Consider the following 21,988-nt stretch of genomic DNA (forward strand, 5'->3'; position numbering starts at 1 on the left):
CAAAGCAGGCTCGCTATCTTGCCCGGTCGTTTTCCCTTGCAAAAACCGACAAAAACAGTCAGAAAAAATCAACGCCAGATGAACCGATCAAGCACATGGTTCCGGGGCGGTCTGTGGGCTCAGCAAGTTCAGTCGTGATGGCCCGCCACCGTTCCGGGAACGACCGCGGGCACCGATGCGTACCAGATTTGAAGAGCTGCTATCCGACCCGTGTTGCGCGTCCTGCGATTGCGACGCACTAGCCTCGGATGTCGAGGCCTATCTGGATCGCAAGACCTGCGACGCAGAAAAATGCCGAGAGCTGAACCAGCAGCCCTCGGACGAATTTGTCAAAGAAACACCCAAAGGGGCGCGTGGTTAGTAGTCCACGCCGCGCTGGGCTTTGATTCCGGCCTTGAAAGGGTGCTTTTCTTCGGTCATCTCGGTGACCAGATCGGCATAGTCCCGCAGTTCTTGCGGGGCATCACGTCCCGTCAGGAATACGCTGGTCTCGTCGGAGCGGCCATTCAACCCCTCAATCACACGTTCAACCGACAGGTATTCATAGCGCAGCGCGATGTTGATCTCATCCAGTACGACCAAATCGTAGTCTCCGCTGGCCATCAGGTCGCAAGCCTTGTCGAACGCGGCTGTGGCGGCCGCGATGTCGCGCTCGCGATCCTGAGTGTCCCAGGTAAAGCCTTCGCCCATCGTGTGCCACGTCACCAGATCGCGTTCTTCGAAAAAACGCCGCTCGCCGGTTTTCCATTTACCCTTGATGAACTGAACGACCGCCACCTTCTGCCCCCAGCCAAGCGCACGGATCACCACACCAAAAGCGGCCGAGGATTTGCCCTTACCCTTGCCGGTATTGATCAGCACCAAACCACGGTCAGGGTCGACCGCCTCGGAAACTTTCTTGCGGTGCTTGGCCTGCACCTTTTGCATCTTTTCCTTGTGGTTTTGTGCGTCACTCATGCGGAGCCCTCATTGATTGTTGCGCTCAAACTAAGCGAAGTTGGCGAAAGGTAAAGTCACGGTTTGTGGTCGGTCAAAGACCGCGCCTTGCCGCGCTCCAACCCCAGCTGATGTTCGCGCCAGACTACGACCACATTGCCTGCAATCACCAGCGCCGCACCCAGCAAGATCGCCAGCGTTGGCAATTCATCGAACCAGAAATAGCTGATTGTGTGCCACGACAGAATTAATGCTCAATCGGGCCTATCCGGGCCTATCCGGGCCTATCTGGGATGAGGGGCGTTAAACCGCGCAGAATAAGGGGTTTTTCGGGTGCTTGAGGAGGCGTGACGATGAGGGCTCAAAATCGGGCTTGCGACAGTGATTTGCCCAATCTCGACCGCTCAGTGGTTCAGATCGCCGGAAAACGCTGGTTTTTTCTTCGCATTTCAGGGCCCGGAATCGAGCGTATTTTCCACGATCTGCGCAGGCCAGAACACCCGGATTGCGCCGATCGGTCAGAGCGCGTGGCATTGGCGTTTAACGGGGCTTTGAAGATGCGTTTAGGGCCTGTGTTGGGGCGGTTCAGGAACGGGCCCACCAGTTGGGTGGTTCGATCCCGAGGATGTCCCATTGCGGTGTCCAGGCCTTGCCCACGGCATCAGGCCATCCATGCCGGGCTGCGGCCTCTTCCTCAGGGGTATCAAGGCGGTCGATACCGTGACCCTCGACCCATGCGGTGATCTGCGCAATGGCCTCGCGGACGCAATCCCGCAATCGGTGAATCTCTGCGGGTTCGGGCAGGCCCGCACCCCAGGGGAACCGCAGGCCGTTTCTGACAGCCCCGATGGAGCATCTCAGTTCCACGGCGAATCCGGCGCCGCAGGTCGGTTTGCCGGATTTGAGTGTTTGACGGAGCCAGTCCACGGATTGCCCTGGCTCATGATCGTAGAGGAAATCACCGAACAGCCGATCATCGAGATCTTCGCGATCACGTGGATCGCACTCGGTGAGACCGTGCCTTTCGAGGTCTTCCCATGTCAGGAAACCAGCCATTCGAGAAGTCCTGCGATCAGTTGCTCCATGCGGTCTTCGCCAAAGCGCATCAGGTTGACGCGGCTGCCCCCGGCGATGGCGTGAGCATAGTTGACGTAGCCTGCGCGGTCCAGTGCGCTGGTGGCGGCTGTCGCTAACACGCGATATGTCCGGTGTATGTAACATGCGATCTGTCCGGTTCTATTCTGTCTCTGAGAGGAGGCGTTATGAACCGAGCAGAAGTGTTACAGGAAGTTCGACTGATGAAGTTTGAAGATGTGTATTCGCGGCGAAGCGCGAACAAGCTGACGCAAGAACAGGCGGCTGAGATACTGGGTGTATCCGTGCGCACCGTCAGGCGTTGGGAGGATCGATTTGAGGCGGATGGTGCAGAAGGTCTGTACGACCGTCGGCTTGGCAAACTGGCCAACAATCGTGTTGCCACGGATAAGGTCATGGAGATGCTTGAACTGTTTGATACCAAGTACTGGGATTACACGCCGAAGCATTTCCACGAGAAGCTGGTGGCCCACCATGGTTTCACACAGAGCTACAACTGGGTGCGGCTTACACTGCAGCGCCACGGCCGGGTTCAGGCAGCACCCCGACGAGGTGCCCATCGGCGCAAGCGGCCCCGCCGTCCGATGGTTGGCATGATGTTGCATCAGGACGGCTCCAGCCATGAATGGGTTCCGGGTCAGTGGTGGGATCTGATCGTCACCATGGACGATGCCACCAACCGGGTTTATTCGGCATTCTTTGTCGAGGAAGAAGGGACGATGAGCAGTTTTCAGGGGCTGACAGAGGTGATCGAGGCGCAAGGTCTGTTTTGCTCGCTCTATGCCGATCGGGGCTCTCATTACTGGCATACGCCCGAAGCGGGCGGCAAAGTGGACAAGGACAATCTGACCCAGGTCGGGCGCGCCTTGCAGCAACTCGGCATTGAGCTGATCCCGGCCTATTCACCGCAGGCCCGTGGACGGTCTGAACGCATGTTTGGCACGTTCCAGAACCGATTGCCGCAGGAACTGCGGTCCCATGGGATCACAACCATTGAAGAGGCCAATCAGTTCCTGAAAGAGGTCTATCTTCCCGAACACAATGCCCTGTTTGCAAGGGAGCCGGAGGATACGACCTCGGCCTTCGTGCCGTTTACAGGCAATGTGCGCGACACCCTGTGTGTGCAGGAAGACCGCGTCGTCGGCAACGACAATACGGTGCGCTACAAGGGCCTGGTCATGCAGATCGCGGCAGACAGGCACCGTCATCATTTCGTCAAGGCGAAGGTCAGGGTCCACGAATACCCCGATGGTCAACTGGTCATCTTCCACGGCCCGAGATGCATTGGCCGCTACCAGCCTGACGGATCACCCATCACACAGGAGGATAGCAAACACAAAGTCGCGTGACCCGCTTCGACGTGGCGCGAACGCGGTGGCCCAAATCTACGGTCGCCTACGGCTCCCTCCGAATTGGGCCACCGCGCAATCAACTGAAGCGGACAATTGGCATGTTACCTACACCGGACAATTCAGAATGTTCTCGACAGTGCGCTGGCGGCGGCATGGGAGGCCAGCCGCTGCATGGCGGGGGCGTTCATGTCGAGACCGGCCGCTTGCTCGTTGATGCGCAGCGTGGCCAGTTGCCAGAGGCGATTGGCGGTGTGGCCAAGCCCGGGGCGGGGATCGGTGGCGCGGAAGAGCGAGCCATCATGGCCCACGGCGACGACGCGCACGAGGCCGGGTCGCTTTTCCAGCTGCTCAAGATCAACAGATGACAGGGCTGCGGAATCGGGATGATTGTGCACGACGCCGATACGGCGGGCCGGGTCTCTCAATATGTCGAGCATCTCCGGAGACAAGTCGACCCGGTCTCGCGCGCCCTCCACCCATTCCACGGGTGCGGCATTGCCGCCACGCACGGGGGTGTCGGCGTCGAGATCGATGGCGGCGAGATGTTCCCTGCCGGTTCTGAGGCCGCGTGCGCGGGCTTCGTGGATCAGCCCCAGTTCGATGCCGCGCGCCACCGGGTCCAGGCCCTCGGCGATGACATCATGGCGGCCCTGCTCGGCGAGGAATGTGGCCCCGGGGTTGGTCTCAAAGCCCGGCGTGATGCCCTTGGGAACCTCAAGGCTGCGCCCGGTGCGGGGATCGGTCAGGCTGCGGGTTTCCATTGGTGGCTCGGTGGCGACGGTCAGGCCCCGGCGTTCCAGCGCGCGGGCGGAGAGCTGGCGGGTGGTACAGGCGCAGAAATAGCCGTTGGGCGGGAAATGCATGGCCCACCAGATATGATCGACCGGCACAACCAGCCCGTGGAAAGGCTGATGCGCCGCGCGGCGGCTGGCGCGCTGGAGCTGGATATATTCGAGATAGGGAAAGACCTCTTTGGTGCGCTGGATGCGCATCCAGCGTCCGGCGGCATATGCGGTGCGCAGGTTGGTGTCGAATATGACGGCAAGGCGGCGTTTCGAGCCAAGCTGTACGATGCGGGTCTCGCCGGTGAGCGGATCGGTCATGCTCTTGCGGCCCCACCATCCGGCGGCCTTGAGCTTTGGCTCCAGCGCCGCGCGGAACTGCTCCATGGTCCAGCCCCCGGCGATGGCCTCGTCCACGGCTTCGCGGATCGTGGCCAGCAGATCGTCCTGCATCGCCTTGGCGACCACGAAGCCGCGCGCATGGGAGGCGCCCCACCAGTCGCGCCAGGAATAGCGCCCTTCAGGCGGGGCGTAGCCCTTGGCGCGAAAGAACTCTATGGCTTCCCGGGGCTGAAGCGCTGTGGCGGTGGCCAGTGGCGTGAGATCGATCGGGTCAGCCATGGGGTCACGCCTCCGGATCGCTTTCGGGCATCACCGGCGCATCGGCGGTGCCTGCGAGCTGGGCTGCAAAATCAGCGCGCGCGTAAAGCCCGGCCAGCGCTTCGGCGGCTGGGTGGGTGGCCAGTTCCGCCAGCCGGTCGCGCAACGCTTGAAGCGTTTCCGCCTCATCCAGTGCGCCCTGAACGGGAATGAGCGTGGCAGCGGCGGCCTCTGTGGCAATATCGGGGCCGATGAGATGGCCGACCAGCCCGGTGATGGCATCACCCGGGGCGCCGCCGGGCGGCGCGGCAAACTCTGCGGTGGGATCAGACATGTCGGGCGGCCTGTCGGGCCGGGGGGCCGGCTCTTCCCAGACCCCACCATAGACCTCTTCGATATAGCTGCGCGCGGGGCGCAGGCCGGAGGCCTGCGTGATGTAATAATCGCGATTTGCGCGGATCTCGAGGTCCTCGGGTGGTGCGGTATCGCGGTAAAGCCGGGGCACGGCAGCCCCGGGAAAGTTCCAGTGGGTGAGCCATGTGGCCACGCTGGCGTGCAGGCATTCGGAAAGCCGGTGTTCGTCACTGGCGATGAGGGCCTGAAGGGTTTCATTCTGGACCCTGGCTGTGCCCACATGCTGGCCGATCTCGGAGGTGGCGTGCTGGCCCACCACCGCTTCGGCGATCATGCGATCCAGAGCGGACAGCATGGAGCGGAAGTCTCCGCCCCCCGAGCCTCTACCACCGGCTCCACCGCCGGAACCGGCGGCGGCCAGCGTTTCCACCGACTGGCCCTCGGGCAGCGCGATGCAGCTGGCTGTCACCGCCTGTCCCATGATTGCCAGCAGCGCATCGATCTCCGGTTGCAGCGCATCCTGTCTGTATTTGCCCACCAGCACCGGCGCCCCGAACTTCTCCAGCGCCACCGACCACATGCGCAGCACCTGCCGCTTGAGCCAGACCGGCCAGATGCACCAATGCGCGGCCCCCAGCCCGAAGGGTTGCCCGCCATGGCGCGGCGGGGTGCGGTGCAGGATGTATTTTGCCGGCGGCAGCGGGATCCCGGCCGGATGGCTCCGGGTGATCAGCAGCGGATCGAGCGTGGTCCGGTCATGGCGGATGAGGCGCGGATCGCGACTGCGGATATCGACCAGCCGGACGCGGTGCCCCTCCACCGCCCAAAGGCATTCGGAGATCGCATAGCCATACCAGATCGCGTGCAGAAGCGCCCGGCTGACCCGGTTCATGTCGAGGCCGCCCAACTGCAAGCGCAGATCGTCGGCGGCCGCCACGTCCCGCGCGCGCGTGCCGCCGGGTTCGATCACCAGGGGGGCCGCCAGCAACCCGTCGATGCGCTGGCCCAGCACGGCGGTGGCCTTGCTGTCGGTCAGGGCGATCTCGGCGGCGTCCAGTCCGGCGTCATCGCCCGGGACACCGCCAAAGCCGCCCGGCCCGCCGGCCAGCGCGCTGCCCAGACCTTCCAGCCAGCCTGCGGTCTGACCCCAGATGCCGGTTCCGCCCAGCCGGGCGGTCTGGGCCGGTGCGGCCCGCTCTGCGGTATCGGGGCGCTTGGGGACATCACTGTCACGGGGATCCATGGCTTACCTCCAGCCAACAGGGCCCGCCAGCGGCGAGCGGATGATGTCGAGATCGGGATCGGCGCGGTAGCCCGCGCCCGCGCCTGGCCCGCCGCCCAGCCCGGCGGAGCTGAGTTGCGGACCCGGCCGCATCTCGAAGGGCCCTGCCACCGAGGCGGCTCCGAAGGCCGCGAGCGCCAGGGCCCAGAAGCGATCGGCATGCCCGTCACTGTCCTTGCGGTCGGCAACAAGGCGCGGCGCCCCGGAGGCCGAGGGTTCGGCGCGCACGGAATGCAGATCATCCCAGAGCGCGGGATCGGCGGGAATGCGAATGCGGCGATCCTCGAAGGCCTCGCGCAGGGCGCCGGCCACATCGAGCTTGCGGGCCGCCGACAGCAGCACCCCTTCCACGGTGAGCGCGCCATGGTCTTCCTGGTACTGCTCGACCACCGCCTCGCCCATGCCGGTCTGATCGACCAGGATGCGCAAGGGGCGGTGCGCGCGCGCAAGACGGCGCATTTCGGCGCGCTGTTCGGCAAAGGTTTTGTTGTCCAGTGTGACAATCTCGCGCAGCCAGAGCGTGCCCCCATCATCTTCCAGCACGGCGGCCACCCAGAGGTCGCGACGGCGCGCCACATCAACACCGATATAGCAGGGACCGGAGCCGCGATGGTCGGGGTTTCCGGCGCGCGCGTCGCGTGAGGCGGCGCGGATGAGATCATAAAGCAGCCAGGCCCCGCCGCCCGCCGAAGGCACGCAGTCGAGCTCTTCCGGCCCGTGGCGGCCATATTGGGCGCGGATGGCGGCCTCCCAGGCGGTTTCGGCCGGCTGCGTGAGCGGTTGATCGGTAAGCTGTGCAATCCGCCCATAGAGCCCCTGAGCGAGCGCGTCACGCAGTGTCACCCGGTGGAGCGTGCCCGGCTGGCGAGCCTCCCGGATATCGCGCACCAGCGTGTTGAACGGGTTGGCCTCGCCGTTATGGGTGGAGATGATCCGCACCCGGCCGCCCCAGGTCAGAAACGCAAGCGCCGCTTTCAGCACCGCGTCGAGCGTGTCGACAAAGGCGGCCTCATCGATCACCGCCACATCGCCCGGACGGCCCTTGCCCCGAAACCCGCGTGGGGAAGAGGTCATGGCGAGGATCTGTTTGCCCGAGGCCAGCGCGATCCGGAAGGCCTGGATGTCGCGGCCCTCATCATGGATCAGAACCTCGCCGGCCGCCCCGGCCGCGATGCCGAGGTCCTCGGCCCAGCCCGCGCAATCGTCGATGAAGCCGCGCGTCATGTCGCGTGCGTAGCTCTGATAGTAGATATCGCCCCGGCCCGTGCCTGCATGCATCACCGCGTGATAGGCCTCGGCCCAGCTGATCCCGATGCGGCGGGACTTCTCGATCACGGCCAGCGGGGCGGGGTCCCCCACCCAGGCCGATTGATAGGGCAGAAGGGTCCTCATGCATCACCACCCTCGACCGCCTGCCGGATCAGGGCGGCAACATCCGGGCTGAGACCGGCCCCGCGCGCGGCCGCCCCGGCCCGTTCTCCCCCGGCGCGGCGCTCGGCCTCGGCCAGGCGTTTGCGTTCCTTGTCGGCCATTGCCTCGCGCAAGCCCGATGAGCTCATGACATCCTTCATCATCCGGCCCAGGAAATGCAGATCACGCGGATCGATCTCCCCGGCCTCCCGGGTCATCTGCGCTTTCATCACCTTGAAGGCCACGGTGGTGATCATCTCGAAGAGCACCGATTGGCGGCGGGCTTCCTCTTCCAGCCCGATCTCGTCCAGCCACCCCGCCGCCCAGCCGGTGGCCTCCTGCTGAAGGCGCGAGAACTCCCGGTGTTCCTGGCCGAACCGCTGCACCGTTGAGCGCCCGATCGTGACCAGCAGCCCCTTCTCGGCCAGGCGGTCATTGAGCGCGTCGGTGATCGTGTCATAGTCGGCAAACCCCTGCGCGGCGAGCTCTTCGCGCAGCCAGTCACGGATGGCCGAGGGCAGAAGATCGATCTTGCGCCGTCGCGGCATGTCACGGCCCCTTTGGTGCGGGCCGCCTCACGCCGGGATGGAGGGCCCGGCCTTGCGCGATATCCACGCCGCGCGCGGTGGCCGAGGCCAGAACGAAGCCCTCATGGTCCTCCAGCGTCACAAGCTCCTGTTCGCTGAGCCAGGCCAGCGTCGAGACCAGCCGGTCGCGCGAGGTGGTAATGCCCAGCCCATTGCAGACATCCATGAGGATCTCCGAGTTGGAGGCATATTCGAGACAGGCCGAAAGATGGGTGAGGATGGCCAGGCGGCGGTGGGCGTCCAGTGTTGCGGCATAGCTCATCTGCGGCTCTCTCCCAGAAGATGGTCCTCGATCCGGGTGATGGCGGCCGAGAGGGTGCCCACGGCCCTGGCATCGCGCTCCATGGCGGTGCGCAACTCCGAGACCGCGCCCGCCTGGCGTTCGATGGCAAGCTGCAGCGCGTGAATGTCCTCGCGGCTGGCCAGCCCCGCCACCGCGCCTTCCAGCCGCGTCAGCCGTTCGGCGTGGCGATCGAGCCGGTCGGTGACATCTGCCCCGGGCCCGGACCGGGATGGGTGCGGGGAGGCGCTGCGCCGCAAAAGACCCAGCCGCTGCAGGGCCACCACGGCGCCGCCCAGAAGGCCCAGGATCGCAAGGAGCGCGGCAAAGCTCTGCCAGTCTTCAGGGGTGGGCGTCATCAGCAGGCCTCCGGGAAAGATATGCGGGCAAAAGGGTCCTGCCCACATTAGCGGCTTTGCGCCACATCAGTCAGCGGACCATGGTCCGCTGCTCTGGTTATACCCGGGGGCGGTGCGGGATCGTTGCAGACCGGACAGGGCACACCGCGCCGCACTTCACTGTCGGTCATGTCAAAAAGCCAGCCCTTTGCGGTGCGCCAGCCGGGCATCAGGCCCGGAGCCTGCCCCCGGTCATCGGCATGCATCATCACGCGGCGCACCCGGGGTGGGGGTGTCAAACCCGGAAGCCAGGGCTGGCGGCGTTCAGTCTTCACTGTGAACCGCCCGCGCCGCCTCCAGCCAGGCCAGACAGGCGGCGCTCAGATCACCCCCGTGGGCGACGAGGCCGTGAAGCTGTATTTCCACGATGCCGCAGGCGAGCTGGGGGATTTCCACCTTTGCCCCGGTCTCAATGAGCGCCGTGGTCACCGCCTCGGTGATCGTCTCCACATCCTCCATTCTCGAAAGCCGCTCCAGAAGGGCGGCGCGGGCTGTGGTGCCGGGATCGGCGTTTTTGTCCTGTTCTTCCATATCCATATCCTTCATCTAGGTACATTCTCCCGCTTCCGCCTGGTACAGCGCCCGCCGGAAAAGGCGATCTGCGCCCGCCCCCCGGGCCGGCGGAAGGCACCCTGCCGGCTCATGGCTTGCGCGCCTCGCGCCGGTAGCGCCGCACGGTGCCGGTTGCAATACGCAAGGCGCGGGCGATCTCGCCTGTTCCCATGCCGCGCCCTGCCAGCCACAGCACCACCGCGCGGCGCGCCAGCGGCACCTCCAGCACATGACCGCCACAGCCCTGCATGAGCGCCTGTGCAGGCGCGTGACCCAGAAGGGCGATCAGGGCCTGGCCGTCGGGGCTTTGATCGCGCTGGAACATGGCGGGCACCCGCCAGCTCTGCCCGCCATGTTCCAGCGCGATGGCAAGTGCTGCCTCGCGCCCGGCGTGATCGGCAATCTCGGCCAGGGAGGCCGGCAGGGGCGCGGATGCGCAAGTCTGATGCGGGCGGGTCAATGCTCAGGTCTCCGGCGGGCACCCCTTTGGTGCCGCAGGCTCAGCCGTTCGGCGCGGTTCGAGATCGGCCCGGCCTGGGCGTTGGTTATGGTGACGAGTGCGACCGTGCCATCTGCCGTGCGCCGCAGATGAAACCGCAGGCCGCCCCGGATCACCGCGCCCTCGCCAAAGGTGCGCATGGCGGCCTCCGCGCCCGGCACCTGCGCCGCAATCCGCGCCCTCAGCCCCTCCACATCCACACCCCAGCTGCGCTCGAGCCAGCGCAGCACCGCGTGTTCGGTGACATGCAGCGAAAAGTGGCTTGACCTATCCATTACGCAGCCCCCCGGTCTGGCGTCTCGCGCGACATGCGCCGCGCGGCCATCTTCCGGCGTCCGTATTCGGCAGGGGTGAGGCGAAGCCGCTTTGCCTCGATCCGCGTCTGCGCGCGCCGCTGCTGGCGGGTGAGGCGGGAGGCAGGCGGGATGGCCCTGTTGGCCTTCAGCTTTGCAACCCACCGCCTCTGCGCGCGCCCGACCCCTGCGCCCGGTGCGGCGCGCGTATACTGGCGCGTGTGCTGACCCGGGGGTGCGGGTGTGGCACGTCCGGCCTGAAGCGGCATGGAGGTCAGCCCCGCAAGCAGGGCGCCATAAAGCATCTGTGCCATCTTCATGGGGAGACCTCCGCATCTGCATCTGCCTGCGCCTCTGCGCGGGCCAGCATCGCGCGCAGCGACCGGATCACATCGGTGATGCAGCCCGTATCGGTCAGCGCATCCACATCGATGGGCACAAAGGCCCAATGCGCCCCGAAGCGCGCGCGGATGAAGGCGTTGAGCCCGGCGCGGCCCGGGCGTTTCAGCGCGCCCCGGCGCCCCAGTTCGCCCCAGAGCGCGTGAATGAGGCGCACGTCGCCCCTTTTGGCTTTGGGGCGGGGGTTTGCGCCGCTGTGGCTGTCCCGGTGGGCCGCGCTGGCGCCCTTCTGACCGCCCCTGTGGCCGCCCCCTGTGCCATCCGGGGCTCCGCCCCTGTGGCCGCCCCCTGTGCCATCCGGGGCTCCGCCCCTGTGGCCGCCCCCTGTGCCATCCGGGGCTCCGCCCGTTCGGCGCTTCATCCGTCCACTGGACGGATGACCGGTTGCACCGGACCGCGCCTCACCCTGCAGCGTGTTGAGATGGGCCAGTAGTCGGGCCAGGTCGCGGGCGGACATGTCCCGCATCGACGCCTTGCCGGTCACAGCCAGTTGCACATCATGGCGTGCGTCCGCATCGAGCCCGAGGGCGCGGCAGGCCCCGTGCGCCGCGCGCATCAGCCGGGCGCGGTCCCCTTCGGCATATCGGCGGGTGCGGGTCATGTCACCGCCGCCCCGCCCTGCGCTTTGCGCGCCGCGCGTTCGAACCTCTTCTGCCGCCGCGCGATCCGCATCCGCTGCGCTTTATGTTCGGGCGCCTTCATCGGCAGGCGCGTGACGGGCAGACCGGAGACCCCCTCGGGGATATGCCTGATCCGCCCGGCCGCCACCGCCGCGTCGATGAGCCTGCGCGCCTCGGCGGAGAGCGGGGCGCGCGTCATGCGGGTGCCAAAGACCGCCACCGCTCAGCCCGCCTTGGCCAGATCGATGCTGATCGGCTCCCAGGCCGCATCGGGGGTGGCGCGGCGATAACAGCGCATATAGGTTTTCGAGCCCACCACCCGCATCGCATCGCGGATCGCTTCCATCGCCCTGCGCCAGCGCCCGTCGGCGATATCGAGCCGCAGCAGGCTGTAGATGCCGGCGCGCGCGATCTCGCCCTCCTTGTCGACCTGGAAGGCGTGGGAGACGATGGTGCGGATCTCGGCGCGGCTGCCCTCGGCCCATTCGGCCAGGCATTCCTCCACCAGGTCGCGCGCCACCTGCAATTCGGGGCCGAAGGCGATGCGATCTGCGATCTGCACCTGCACCTTCATGGTGCCGTCATAGGACATATAGGTGCGGTTGCCCTTGACCGAGCGGCGGCTATGGCCGCCATATTCGGCCTCCAGGATCGCATCAAACCCGCCGATCTCGTCAAAGCAATGGGACCGGAACCGCCCGATCTGCCCCGAGAGATCACCGGCAAAATGAATGACCCGGCGCACCATCTCGTCCTGCAACTGGTCCTGCGGGCGCACCATCTCGAGCGGTGTCAGGCGCCCTTGTGCATCGCGCATGTAGCGCGCACCATCAATGTCCACCGTGGCCGCATCGATCCAGTTCAGCGGCGGCAGGCCCAGAGATACGGGACCGGCTTCGCTCTCCGGGTCACAGCCCTGGTCGATCCGGGCCTCGGGGCCCCTGTCGGGATGCGGGTTTGTCTGTGCCATAACATGTCCTTTCGATGTGTGAACTGTTGCAGGGGGTCTTTTGCAGCGGGGGTGCGGTCCCGGATCGGGGTCCTCAGCCCTCGGCCGCGTCCTCAAAATCCACATGCGCGAAGATCGCCGGCACCCCGTCTTCCAGCCCGACGTCATCGATCTCATGCAAGCCGCCCAGGATGTCGGCGATCCAGACCTCCTCATGGGCGGGCAGCTCAGAGAGCCGTTCGATCAGCTCCTCTACGCTCATGACAGCTCTCCCGCCGCCGCTTCGATATCGGCCTCCGTAATGGTCTCACGCCCGGCGCCGCGCGCGATCATCCAGGCCCGCGCCAGATGGCGGCGCAACCCGTGCAGCCCGCCGGGCCCTGCAGCGGCGGCGATCAGATGCTTCATCTCGCGGGCGCCCGGTTTGCGTCCCAGCGGTCCTGCGGCAATGGCGGCCACATCGTCGCGGGCCAGCGCCTTGAGATCGACCCGCATGCCGATCCGCCCCGTCACCTGCGGACAGCGCGCCAGCGTCATGCGGATGGTGTCATCGCCGATGAGCGCCAGCCCGCAGCCGGCCATGTCGCGAATGCAGCGGAGCTCATCAAGCAGGGGTGCGCGCAGATGATGCGCCTCATCGACCACGATGAGCGCGCCGCGCCCCTCAAGGCCGGCCACAATCGCCTGCTCGGCCTCCATGGAATGGGTCGGGCGTGCCCCCGCGCCAAGGGCTGTGCCGAGCCGCGAAAGCAGCCGGGGCAGGGTCGTGAGCGTCGGCGAGGCGCGCAGCCAGATCGCCTGCGCCCGGCCGGCGCAATGGGTCTCGGCCGCCCAGGTCTTGCCGCGCCCCGAGGGGCCATGGATCAGCGCCAGATCGCCGGCGGCCTGGGCATAGGCCAGCGCCGCGCTGACCGCCCGCGTGGCACAGGTCTCGGCATGGGCATCGAGCCGGGCCCCGCCAAAGGCATGGGCGGCGCGCTCGGCGCGGGTATCAAGCCAGCGCCCGATCCGCGCCTCCACGGCGTCATTGTCGCCGCCATAGCTGCCGTTCAGCCAGCTTGAGAGCGTGGGGGCGCTGACCCCGGGACCGATCTCGGCAGCAGCCCTGGCGCGCGACAGGCCAAAGGCGGCCATTTCCGCCTCCACCCGGGCGCGCAGCTCCGCCGGGGCGGGGGCCGCAGAGGCGGGATCGAGGACGCCAGAGGCGGGATCGGGGTTCGCAGACGGGCCGCGCGCCTCACGCGCAAGGGGTGTGATGTTTTCTGCCGGTTCCATCGGGGGTTCTCCTCTCTCAGATGCCTTCATCCAGAAACAGTTTCGCGGCCGCCTCCAGCGCAGGGCTGGCGCCCCCGGCCCCGCCAGCGGTGCGGCGGGAGGCTTTGGGTGCGGCGCTGGACGCAGACCCGCCTGCGCCCGCACGCGCCTCGGCCGCCTTGCCGGCCTCCTTGAGTGCCGGCGTCTCATGGGGTTGATCCGCCCGTGCCCCGCTGCGCGGCCCGACGCTGGAAAAGGCAATCACCTTGCCCGCCGCCGCCTCACCCGCGCTGAGCACATCCTCCATCGCCCCTTTGGGATTGTGGGCGCGGGCCAGATCGCGGGCGTCCTTGCGGGCGGCACTGTCGGCCTTGCGGGCCCGGGTTTTCGCCTGCGCCGCGATCCGGGTCAGATCAGCCCCGGTGCGCGCGGGGTCCTCGGCCATGAAGAGAAACCGCCCCTCAGGCGAAAACACGAAAAGACGCGCGGGATCAGCAGGGTCATAGCGCAGCTCCACCCGCTCACCCACGCGGGTGCCCATCTCCGGGGCGATGTACCAGATACCCCCCACCGAGAGGCCCTGCTTGGAGATGGTGCGGCGCGGCCCGTCTCCCGAGCGGCTCACCGGCTCGGCCAGGAGCGGATCAAGCGCGCGCGGATCACCGATCCGGCGCAGGGGCCTGTCCGGGTCTCCCGGCCAGGCCGCCATGCGCTGAAAAGGGCTCTCGCCGGTGCCGCCATGGGCGCGGCGCCCATAGATGGCCTCGACCCAGATGTCGCATTTGCGCTGCAGCTCCGCCCCGGAAAGCGCGATGTCAAAGGTCTCGGCCGCGTCCGTGCCGCGTCTCTGGGACATGGACTTTTTTGCCTCAAGCTTCTTGCGGTCCATCACGTCATGGCCGGTAAAGCCCGGCAGGAAGGCAAAGAGATCGCGCGTCATCGTGCCGAAAAAGCGCTCGATATAAGGTTTTGCCTCGGGCGTATAGGGCGGGCAGATGTCATGCTGGATGCCCAGGTCCGAGAGCACCCGGGTGAGATGGCGCGAGGTGTAGTCCCGGCCCTCATCGGTGCGCGCCACCTCCGGCACGCCCCAGTCGACAAGGCAGCGCCGCAGGAGCGCGCAGATCGCCGTTGCCCGGCTGGTGGGCACCACCAGAACCTTCGCCCGGCGCGCCCAGACATCAATGGCCCCCACGATCGTATGCCGCCCGTCGGTGCAGATCACATCCGCAGGCGTCGAATCCAGTTCCCAGAGCGCGTTGGGCGCGCGCACTTCCGCCGCCGCGCACCCAAGCGCAGGGGCCAGCCGCGCGCGATGCCCGTCAGGATCAGAGACGGCCGAGAGCGCACGGGCGTTCTCCGCATCGCCCCGCCAGGTCTTCAGCCAGCGCTGTGTCGCGCGCAAGGACGGCGTCTTGCCATAGCGCGCCTTCAGCACCCGCACCACATGGGAGGCGGTCAGGTGTCCCCCGTGCTCATGGATCAGCGCAAGGGCGCAGTCGCGCATCTGCGCGTCACTGAGCGGCCCGCAGCGCCCGCGCCCGGGCCGGTCGGTCAGCACCACCAGCCGCGCCTCGGGTGCCAGGCCCTGGCAGGTCAGACGCCAGCGGCGCACGGTGTCACCTGTCACCCCGGCGCCTTTTGCGGCCCGGGCATCCGCATCCGCCCGCGCTATCCCTGTGGCTATCAATCGCTCGGAGGCCGCCACCGCATCGAGCCGCATCCGCGCCTGCGCCAGTGCGGCAGACGAGCGGGGTGCGCTCGGGGGTGCGTCTGAACGAGACGGAAGACCGGCGGAAGGCACCGTGCCTGAACGGGTCTTTGAGGGGGCCTTGAGAGCCCCTTTAGCGGGTTTTGAATTGGACAGGCAGGGGGTCGTGCGGGCGCCTTGCAGGGGTGCTGCAGGGGGCGGGTTTGGCGATATGGCGGGTTTGGGTGGTGCGAATGTCATGGGCTATGGCCTGAAATCCCTGCCGGCAAGGGGCCGGCTTGTTCCGGGGTGGCGTCATCAACCGTCATGGCGTCGTGACGGTTTGCATCCGTCGCCAGGCGGGTGAGCGACGCGCTGACTTTTCCGGCCAGCTTCGTAACCCTCTCCTCCAGCGCCCGTCCGATCAGGGCCTCCAGTGACGGGGCCAGGCGGCGGCGTGCATTGCCGTGCAGACTTGCAACCGCAACCGCAAGATCTTCCGATTCCGTCGCAGCGAGAATGCGGCGATACCCTTCCTCCACCATATCAAGGCCTGCCTCGATATCGGCGCGCACACCATCAACCACGCGCCGCGCCGCATCGGGCCCCGCCCGCTCGGCCTTCAGCGCCTCGATCTCCGCCTTCAGTCGCGCGTTTTCACGCTCGGCACGGCCCCTTGCGGAGCGCTCCGCCATCACGCCGCGCAGCCGGTCCACGGACCAGTTGTAAAGCGAGGCCTCGGCCAGAACCGCATCGCCCTCTTCCGGCTCCAGCCCCGCCACTTCGGCATGATGCGACCAGCTCAGTTCGTCCCGGCGTCGGGACGGTTCGATCCGCCGCGCCACCGAGGCGCGGTTCTTCAATGTGCCCAAAGGCACGTCCAGCTTTTCCGCCAGCCGCGTCATGTCGCCATAGGCCGTCGGGCGCTCGGCAACCCAGTCACCCATCTCCCAGGCAATGCCGTCAAGGCCACGGTCGAACGCCCTTTCGCGCGCCACAATCGAAAGGCCCTTCTCTTCCCATTCGGCATCAAGGCGCGCCTCTATCTGTTCGCGGGGCTCAATCATTGTGCGTCCTCTTTTCCAGTGTGGCCTTGCTGATCTTCGGGTTCCGGCAACACGGGGGCGCGTTCGGCCGCCCCTTGAGCCGGTGGCGGGACCGGCCTCACAAGCCGGTAGAGAAAGATGCGCTCCATCGTCATCGGATCGATACCCTGGCGGCAGGCGATCTCCGCGCCGTTGGCGCGCAACTCCGCCACCGCCGCATTCACGGCGCAGACATCCGCCCCCGTCACGATCTCGCGCGTCGAGTGCTCCCGCCCGTCGCGCAAAAACGCGTGCAGGCGCTGCAGGCGCGGGGAGCGGGAGAGGCGCGCCGCATGCATCATGCGCGCCCTCCCCCACAGGGCGCACCGCCACCCGCAGGGGTCTCGTTGAGATGCGCAAGCACCTCCGCCACCATCAGCGCCGCCCCATCACAGGCCTCGATGCGCGCCTGCGCCCGGGCAATGCCACGGGTCACCGCCTTATGATCGCGCCCGCCAAGGGCCGCACCGATGCGCCCATACGTGGCTTGCGTGAGGGCAGCGCACAGGCACATGGCCATCTGCCGCGCCTGTGCAACCTCCCGATCCTTGAAACCCCCGCGCAGCGCATCCGCCTCCAGCCCGGCCACATGGGCGCTCACCAGGACAATCCGCGCCAGCGCGCGGTCCTGCCCGCCCGGCAGATGCGGCAGCGGCGCAAGCTCGCTGAGCAGGGCGCGCAGCTCCGCGCGCGAAAGGGGCGGTGTGTCGCTTTGCGGGACGGGTGCGTGCCCCGTCGCAGGGGATGTTTCCGGGGTTATCTCGGGGAGTGTTTCGGGGGCGGTCTTGTCGTCCGCCTCGCGCCCGATCCTGTCGCCCGTCTCAAACGCCATCACGCCGGTGAGCGCCGCCTCTGCGCGGGCCATCGCGCCGCAGGCTTCAAGCTCTGCGCCAAGGGCCGCCGCCTTGCGCAGTCCGCCCAAGGTGGCTTTGGCGGTGCGGGCATCCATGCGGCCGCAGGGTTCGGCCGGGCCGATCGACCGGCCCGCCTCCGCAAGGGCGCGGCGCAATTGCCGGAAATCGGAGGCGGCGCTCATGGGCTCACCGCCCAGGCAAGCACCAGCAGAACCCAGAGTGCCCCGAACAGCGAGACCGCGCCAATGAGATCGCTCAGCCAGTGATCGTCCAGGGCGCGGACGAGCCGGGCAAGAAGGCCTCCACGGACAGGGCCGTGGGGGCAGGTGCTGCGCGCTACAGGCGGGCGCGCAGAGCCAGGGAGTAACCGGTCAGGGGTGGCGGCCGGGTCAGGCGTGACGCCCTCCCCCGCCGCCGGTACCATCGGAGATGCAAACCAACCGATGGAGGGGGTATGAATGATTTGTGATCGGCCAAACGCCCTGAATCTGTTAGAGGATTCGGGGAGGCGGATAGGTCTCAGGCTGGATGTTTTCGTAGGGCATTGTGACCCTGTAGTGGAGCTTAGCCTTCGCCTGTTTCCGAACAGCCCCCATAGGGCCCGGTTTTGGCCGGTGATCCTGCATAGGAGCTTGGTTTGGCCGTTCACGCCCCATTGGGGGCTCCGCCTCCTTGAGCAGGGAGTATAGCCATGGCTTACATAGGTGTCGATCTTCATACGAATTCCTTCACGATCTGTCGGCGTGAGACGGACGGATCGGAAACATTCCAAACCTTTCAACTGTCCGCGCAGGCGCTTGAGCAGTTCTGTCAGAGCCTTGATGCGGATGACGAACTGGCGGTCGAGGCCACCGGCAACACGGCCTGGTTCTGCGGTGAGGTGGAACCCTGTGTCGGCCGGATCGTTGTGGTCAACCCGCGCCAGTTTAAAGTGATCCGCACATCGGTGAAGAAAACCGATCGCAACGATGCCCGCGCCCTGGCGTTTTTCCTGTCGAAGGACATGCTGCCGGAAACCCGGCTCAAGTCCACTCAGGAAAGCGAACTGGCCTCGCTGACCCGGACGCGTGACATGCTGGTCAAACAGCGCACCATGCTGCTGAACGGCATCCACGCGATGTTTGTCCGCCACGGCATGAAGCTGAAGAAGGAAGGGTTGTCCAGCAAGAAGCGCCTGCGCGACCTGGATCTCAGCCGCTTCACACCGCTTGAGCAGGTCGAACTGGCGGCATTGCGGGACCAGGCGCTCGGCCTGACCGAAACCCTGAGCCGTCTCGACAAGGCCATCGAGGAGGCCGCCTCGGCCATGAAAGGCTTTGAGGGGCTCACCAGCATCAAGGGGATCGGTGCGCGATCTGCCGCGGTCCTGCTGGCGGGGATCGGCAGGGTTGAAGACTTCTCCGACGCGGACAAGCTGGCCGCCTATGTCGGCATCGTGCCCAAGGTGAGCAACTCAAACGAAACCGAACATCACGGGCGGATCACGAAGCGCGGCAACAAGCTCATGCGCACCACGCTGGTGCAATGTACGCTCATCGCGATCCGCTATTCGGGATATCTCAACAGCCATTATCGGCGCATCAAGGAACGCCGTGGCGCGGGCAAGGCGATCATAGCCACTGCCCGCAAGCTGCTCAAGATCATCTATGACACGCTCAAGAACGGCTGGGTCTTCGACGATTTTGTCGAATTTAAAATCAAACAAAATCAATGTCATGCTTGACAATCATCATAGGAGGAAAAGATGGATCCAGATAACGCCGAAATAATCGCCAAGGTCGCAAGCCGCTCAGCCCGAAGCACACACCATTTACTGATCGCGCTGATTGCCTCCCTGATCGACAGCGGCGCGCTATCAGCGGAGGTATTTGCGGAAAAACTCAACGATATGGAGCGCACCATTCGGAGCGTCAGCCCCGAAGACGCCTGGGATGAACTGGAGATGAGGGTCACGATCAGCCTCATTGATCAAATTCGTGATCTTGTTTCTGGCGGCGAGAAAACGTCACCCTGAGCGCGGCGGCGATCGGCCCCCTGCAATCCATCTCGTCGACGAGCACATTGATCAGCCGATCAGCCGGATCGGCAATCTCGTCAAGATTCGGAGTAGGATGGTTATGCATGGCCGTTACCTCGTTGCTGCAGGGGTGTCGGGCGGGCGGATCATGACAGACCCTCCGCTTTGGCAGGACCGGGCGTAACGCCTGGTCCCGCCGCCGGTTCCATCGGAGATGCAAACCAACCGATGGAGAGATAAATGGATGCGGAAAAATACATGTTAATGACGGAGATCGACCGGCGTATAAGTGAGGCCGGCAATCGGGATTTTGAAACGATCATGAGCATTATGCGCCCCCTCATGGCTGTGGTCAGGGCAGGCCTGCTTTCGGGCGCGATTTCTGTTGATGACGCCATTAAGCTGCTGCCCCCGGGCCGGAATGAGGATCAGGATCGTGGGACGATTGAGCAGTGGGCAAACCCGCGATCCGGCGAATGAACGCACGATCATAGTCGTTTATCTCGATACCCGCCCCGGAGAGATCGTACTCAATCCAGAACACGCCAAGGTCCGAAAATGCGGTGGCAAAGGCGGCGATGACCTTGCGGGTCGCAAGGCGTTCCACCGGGTCCTGCCGGGTTGCCAGAACATCCACGCCACAGATGTATTGTTGCCTGTCGAAGAGTGTGGTGATCATGCAGTCTTGTCCTTGTTCATAGCGCTGCCGCCCTCCCAGACCGGCAAGAGGCCCGCCACGCGGGTGGCCAGCGCGTCGCGGCACGGTGCGCAAAGTGCTGTCATGCGCGCGCAGGCCACGGCGCCCGGCTCCATCAGGTGATCATCCACCCGGATCAGCGCCAGCTCGTAGACGCCCGCATCGCGCGCGCCGCAGTGATCGCAGCGCCCGCTCATGCAGCCGCCTCCGCAGCAGGCGAGCCCGGCGTCGGTGTCGGGCGCGGGATGTCAGAGGGCCAGGCCAGGTCCGAAGGCCAGTGGTCGGAAAACCATTGGTATGTTCGCTCGTAGGTCACATCCGTGACCGGCTGCCGATTGCGTAAGCGAAGGAAAAGTCGCGCATGACCCAGAATCCAATTTGAAATCGTAGCTTCGGCGCGCGGCACTTTCGTCCGGAAAAGGTCAATGAGGGTTATGATGTGGCTGCGGTGCATAAACGCACTTTATTTTAGATCATTTGTGCACTGCAAGTAAAATTTGGTGCCCATTTGCACAATTTTAGATACGACATCTAAATTGGCAGTGGACGTGTGCACCGATGGATGAATCGCAGATATACGAAGTTATTGATGCGCGGCGAGTCGAGCAGGGCTTGACACAAGCTCAGTTGACCCTTCGTGCGTTTGACAGATCTGATACTGCACCGATCCAGCACTTACGAAGAGGCAAGTCCCCCACGGCAAAGACATTGCGCGGGCTCTGCCGCGCCCTTGGTCTCGAGTTCTACATCGGCCCGCCGCGCGATGGTGCGCCTGTCGAATCGCCGCGCGCGCCGAACTGGAGCGCCTTCACCGAGGCGACCCTGCCGCACCGGGGGCTGGCCACCTGCTCGGTGCAGGGCTGGTCGAAGAGCCAGCCCCTGCGCGACCCCCTGCCCAGACCGGAGGATATCATGGACGATGACGCTTTCTGGGTGTCTGCCACGGGGCAGTCGATGATCCCCGAAGGCATCGACGGCGGCTGCGTGTGCCTTGTCTCGCCGGGCCGCGAGGTGCGGGACGGGGACCGGGTCTGGATACTGGATTTTCAGGGGCGCGCGGCGATCAAGCGTCTGGTGGAAAAGACAGAAACCGGTTCCCTCAAGCTCCGGGGCTGGCTTCCCAAACGCGACGGCGAGCAGCAGAGCTTTGACGAGGAGCGGCTGCCGGCGGGCATCCGCGAGGTCTACCCGGTGGTGGCGGTGTTCCGGGGCAAGCCGGGTACGGAAGGGGCCGAATATATCCCCGACCCGAAAGCGCCCGACCCCGCCGCGCCACCCGAAGGATCAAACGTCGCCCCTGTGGAGCGGGTGCCGAAGGCGATCACCGATATGCTGGGCCTGCCCGAGGGCGCCAGCGCGGATGCGGTGCTGAAAGCGATGGAGGCAAAGATTGCCACCCGGGGCACGGCCCATGCCACGCCGGTGGCGGCGCTGGAGCGGAAGGTGGCGCGCACGCTCAAGTCCGAGACGCGCTCCCTGAAGGACGAACTGGCGGCACTGCTGGACGCCCGCCTGCCGCCCGCACCGGACGAGGACGAGACCCGAATCAGTCTGCCCTTTGCGGGCGACGTGCGCGCGGGCCCGGGTGCGGGCGAAGAGGTGTTCGAGGAAAGTGAGATAAGCCTGGGCATTCCCGCCGAGGCTTTACCGCCGGGTCTGAGGCCCGAGCGTGCCATTGCGCTGCGCGCCGAAGGGCATACGATGGAGCCCACGATTCGCTCGGGCGATATCCTGGTGATCGACCACGGCGACCGGGAAGCACGCGAGGGCGCGCTCTTCGTGATCCGCACCGAGACCGGTCTTGTGGTCAGGCGGCTCAAACAGGAGGGTTCTGGGGATCAGGAGGGCTGGGTCATGACCAGCGACAACGCTCAAGGCCCCCCGCCGCGCCCGGTTACAGAAGAAGACTGCATCCTTGGCCGGGTGATCTGGTTCGGGCCGGAGAAGGCCGTTGTGGTGGCTGGCGGGTAGAGTAAAAGGAAAAAGCTTAGAATGAGGAACAG

At 65.9% G+C, this 21,988-nt stretch carries 30 protein-coding genes and 1 pseudogene; 5 read left to right on the forward strand and 26 right to left on the reverse strand.

The features are described from left to right. Nucleotides 1-175 precede the first annotated feature (175 nt). Nucleotides 176-361: a hypothetical protein gene (locus ACOERD_RS11515; RefSeq protein ID WP_170472797.1), complete on the forward strand. Its 186-nt coding sequence runs from the start codon at nt 176-178 to the stop codon at nt 359-361. Here the strand turns inward: ACOERD_RS11515 and cobO are convergent. The 4 genes and pseudogenes from cobO to ACOERD_RS11535 form a co-directional block, all read right to left on the reverse strand. Beyond that, nucleotides 358-957 (reverse strand): cob(I)yrinic acid a,c-diamide adenosyltransferase, encoded by a 600-nt coding sequence (gene cobO / locus ACOERD_RS11520; protein WP_419739115.1) that lies wholly within the window; start codon nt 955-957, stop codon nt 358-360. The two genes, ACOERD_RS11515 and cobO, sit on opposite strands and share 4 nt — an antisense overlap. 56 nt (nt 958-1,013) lie before the next feature. Then, nucleotides 1,014-1,166: pseudogene (locus ACOERD_RS11525) on the reverse strand (EamA/RhaT family transporter); the annotation flags it as partial. 355 nt (nt 1,167-1,521) lie between these two features. Continuing rightward, nucleotides 1,522-1,992, reverse strand: coding sequence for a hypothetical protein (locus ACOERD_RS11530; protein ID WP_419739116.1), 471 nt, complete (start codon nt 1,990-1,992; stop codon nt 1,522-1,524). Further along, nucleotides 1,977-2,132 (reverse strand): hypothetical protein, encoded by a 156-nt coding sequence (locus ACOERD_RS11535; RefSeq protein ID WP_419737783.1) that lies wholly within the window; start codon nt 2,130-2,132, stop codon nt 1,977-1,979. Before ACOERD_RS11535 ends, ACOERD_RS11530 begins: the two co-directional genes overlap by 16 nt. A gap of 66 nt (nt 2,133-2,198) precedes the next feature. On the opposite strand from ACOERD_RS11535, the gene ACOERD_RS11540 reads away from it, so the two are divergent. After that, entirely contained in the window at nt 2,199-3,380 is a 1,182-nt protein-coding gene (locus tag ACOERD_RS11540; protein ID WP_419737600.1) for an ISNCY family transposase, read from the forward strand. A gap of 122 nt (nt 3,381-3,502) precedes the next feature. Here ACOERD_RS11540 and ACOERD_RS11545 read toward each other — a convergent pair whose 3' ends face one another. The 20 genes from ACOERD_RS11545 to ACOERD_RS11640 all read right to left on the reverse strand — a co-directional run bounded on the left by ACOERD_RS11545 (nt 3,503) and on the right by ACOERD_RS11640 (nt 17,453). Beyond that, nucleotides 3,503-4,786 (reverse strand): phage minor head protein, encoded by a 1,284-nt coding sequence (locus ACOERD_RS11545; RefSeq protein WP_419739117.1) that lies wholly within the window; start codon nt 4,784-4,786, stop codon nt 3,503-3,505. A gap of 4 nt (nt 4,787-4,790) precedes the next feature. Further along, a complete protein-coding gene (locus tag ACOERD_RS11550; protein WP_419739118.1) occupies nt 4,791-6,362 on the reverse strand; it encodes a phage portal protein family protein in 1,572 nt (523 codons plus the stop codon). Nucleotides 6,363-6,365: 3 nt separating this feature from the next. Beyond that, nucleotides 6,366-7,793 carry a hypothetical protein gene (locus ACOERD_RS11555; protein WP_419739119.1) on the reverse strand — a complete coding sequence of 476 codons (1,428 nt, stop codon included), beginning with the start codon at nt 7,791-7,793 and terminating at the stop codon, nt 6,366-6,368. After that, the gene (locus ACOERD_RS11560; protein ID WP_419737724.1) at nt 7,790-8,359 is read right to left on the reverse strand and encodes a phage protein Gp27 family protein; all 570 of its coding nucleotides are present in this window, start codon (nt 8,357-8,359) and stop codon (nt 7,790-7,792) included. Before ACOERD_RS11560 ends, ACOERD_RS11555 begins: the two co-directional genes overlap by 4 nt. Before the next feature lies 1 nt (nt 8,360). After that, entirely contained in the window at nt 8,361-8,660 is a 300-nt protein-coding gene (locus tag ACOERD_RS11565) for a hypothetical protein (protein ID WP_419737723.1), read from the reverse strand. Continuing rightward, nucleotides 8,657-9,085, reverse strand: coding sequence for a hypothetical protein (locus tag ACOERD_RS11570; RefSeq protein WP_419737789.1), 429 nt, complete (start codon nt 9,083-9,085; stop codon nt 8,657-8,659). Before ACOERD_RS11570 ends, ACOERD_RS11565 begins: the two co-directional genes overlap by 4 nt. Then, nucleotides 9,085-9,351 carry a hypothetical protein gene (locus ACOERD_RS11575; RefSeq protein ID WP_419739120.1) on the reverse strand — a complete coding sequence of 89 codons (267 nt, stop codon included), beginning with the start codon at nt 9,349-9,351 and terminating at the stop codon, nt 9,085-9,087. Before ACOERD_RS11575 ends, ACOERD_RS11570 begins: the two co-directional genes overlap by 1 nt. After that, entirely contained in the window at nt 9,341-9,622 is a 282-nt protein-coding gene (locus tag ACOERD_RS11580) for a hypothetical protein (protein ID WP_419737791.1), read from the reverse strand. The genes ACOERD_RS11575 and ACOERD_RS11580 overlap by 11 nt, the downstream gene beginning before the upstream one ends. Before the next feature lie 94 nt (nt 9,623-9,716). Further along, nucleotides 9,717-10,088 (reverse strand): hypothetical protein, encoded by a 372-nt coding sequence (locus ACOERD_RS11585; RefSeq protein WP_419737910.1) that lies wholly within the window; start codon nt 10,086-10,088, stop codon nt 9,717-9,719. Beyond that, entirely contained in the window at nt 10,085-10,402 is a 318-nt protein-coding gene (locus ACOERD_RS11590) for a hypothetical protein (RefSeq protein WP_419737793.1), read from the reverse strand. Before ACOERD_RS11590 ends, ACOERD_RS11585 begins: the two co-directional genes overlap by 4 nt. Continuing rightward, nucleotides 10,402-10,740 (reverse strand): hypothetical protein, encoded by a 339-nt coding sequence (locus ACOERD_RS11595; RefSeq protein WP_419737794.1) that lies wholly within the window; start codon nt 10,738-10,740, stop codon nt 10,402-10,404. Before ACOERD_RS11595 ends, ACOERD_RS11590 begins: the two co-directional genes overlap by 1 nt. After that, nucleotides 10,737-11,420 carry a hypothetical protein gene (locus ACOERD_RS11600; RefSeq protein ID WP_419737911.1) on the reverse strand — a complete coding sequence of 228 codons (684 nt, stop codon included), beginning with the start codon at nt 11,418-11,420 and terminating at the stop codon, nt 10,737-10,739. Before ACOERD_RS11600 ends, ACOERD_RS11595 begins: the two co-directional genes overlap by 4 nt. Then, nucleotides 11,417-11,638, reverse strand: a complete 222-nt coding sequence (locus ACOERD_RS11605) for a hypothetical protein (protein WP_419737796.1) — start codon at nt 11,636-11,638, stop codon at nt 11,417-11,419. The genes ACOERD_RS11600 and ACOERD_RS11605 overlap by 4 nt, the downstream gene beginning before the upstream one ends. A 24-nt stretch (nt 11,639-11,662) precedes the next feature. After that, nucleotides 11,663-12,409 (reverse strand): DUF3164 family protein, encoded by a 747-nt coding sequence (locus ACOERD_RS11610; protein ID WP_419737797.1) that lies wholly within the window; start codon nt 12,407-12,409, stop codon nt 11,663-11,665. A gap of 73 nt (nt 12,410-12,482) precedes the next feature. Continuing rightward, nucleotides 12,483-12,650, reverse strand: coding sequence for a hypothetical protein (locus ACOERD_RS11615; RefSeq protein WP_419739066.1), 168 nt, complete (start codon nt 12,648-12,650; stop codon nt 12,483-12,485). After that, entirely contained in the window at nt 12,647-13,663 is a 1,017-nt protein-coding gene (locus ACOERD_RS11620; RefSeq protein WP_419737913.1) for an AAA family ATPase, read from the reverse strand. The genes ACOERD_RS11615 and ACOERD_RS11620 overlap by 4 nt, the downstream gene beginning before the upstream one ends. Before the next feature lie 16 nt (nt 13,664-13,679). Continuing rightward, a complete protein-coding gene (locus ACOERD_RS11625; protein ID WP_419739121.1) occupies nt 13,680-15,365 on the reverse strand; it encodes a Mu transposase C-terminal domain-containing protein in 1,686 nt (561 codons plus the stop codon). Between the two features lie 224 nt (nt 15,366-15,589). Next, a complete protein-coding gene (locus ACOERD_RS11630) occupies nt 15,590-16,399 on the reverse strand; it encodes a hypothetical protein (protein ID WP_419737802.1) in 810 nt (269 codons plus the stop codon). After that, nucleotides 16,396-16,719 (reverse strand): hypothetical protein, encoded by a 324-nt coding sequence (locus tag ACOERD_RS11635; RefSeq protein WP_419739069.1) that lies wholly within the window; start codon nt 16,717-16,719, stop codon nt 16,396-16,398. The genes ACOERD_RS11630 and ACOERD_RS11635 overlap by 4 nt, the downstream gene beginning before the upstream one ends. Continuing rightward, the gene (locus tag ACOERD_RS11640; protein WP_419739122.1) at nt 16,716-17,453 is read right to left on the reverse strand and encodes a helix-turn-helix domain-containing protein; all 738 of its coding nucleotides are present in this window, start codon (nt 17,451-17,453) and stop codon (nt 16,716-16,718) included. Before ACOERD_RS11640 ends, ACOERD_RS11635 begins: the two co-directional genes overlap by 4 nt. 509 nt (nt 17,454-17,962) lie before the next feature. On the opposite strand from ACOERD_RS11640, the gene ACOERD_RS11645 reads away from it, so the two are divergent. Both ACOERD_RS11645 and ACOERD_RS11650 read left to right on the forward strand, forming a co-directional pair. Further along, a complete protein-coding gene (locus tag ACOERD_RS11645) occupies nt 17,963-18,994 on the forward strand; it encodes an IS110 family transposase (RefSeq protein ID WP_419737763.1) in 1,032 nt (343 codons plus the stop codon). A gap of 21 nt (nt 18,995-19,015) precedes the next feature. Then, nucleotides 19,016-19,285 carry a hypothetical protein gene (locus tag ACOERD_RS11650; protein WP_419737805.1) on the forward strand — a complete coding sequence of 90 codons (270 nt, stop codon included), beginning with the start codon at nt 19,016-19,018 and terminating at the stop codon, nt 19,283-19,285. Nucleotides 19,286-19,685: 400 nt separating this feature from the next. On the opposite strand, the gene ACOERD_RS11655 is transcribed toward ACOERD_RS11650, so the two are convergent. Both ACOERD_RS11655 and ACOERD_RS11660 read right to left on the reverse strand, forming a co-directional pair. Beyond that, entirely contained in the window at nt 19,686-19,967 is a 282-nt protein-coding gene (locus tag ACOERD_RS11655; protein WP_419739123.1) for a hypothetical protein, read from the reverse strand. Further along, entirely contained in the window at nt 19,964-20,182 is a 219-nt protein-coding gene (locus ACOERD_RS11660; protein ID WP_419739124.1) for a hypothetical protein, read from the reverse strand. Before ACOERD_RS11660 ends, ACOERD_RS11655 begins: the two co-directional genes overlap by 4 nt. Before the next feature lie 361 nt (nt 20,183-20,543). Between ACOERD_RS11660 and ACOERD_RS11665 the strand changes: the two genes are divergently transcribed. Continuing rightward, entirely contained in the window at nt 20,544-21,956 is a 1,413-nt protein-coding gene (locus tag ACOERD_RS11665) for a S24 family peptidase (protein WP_419739125.1), read from the forward strand. Nucleotides 21,957-21,988: the final 32 nt, after the last annotated feature.

It is taken from the genome of Ruegeria sp. (genome assembly GCF_965199275.1).
Classification (GTDB): domain Bacteria; phylum Pseudomonadota; class Alphaproteobacteria; order Rhodobacterales; family Rhodobacteraceae; genus Ruegeria.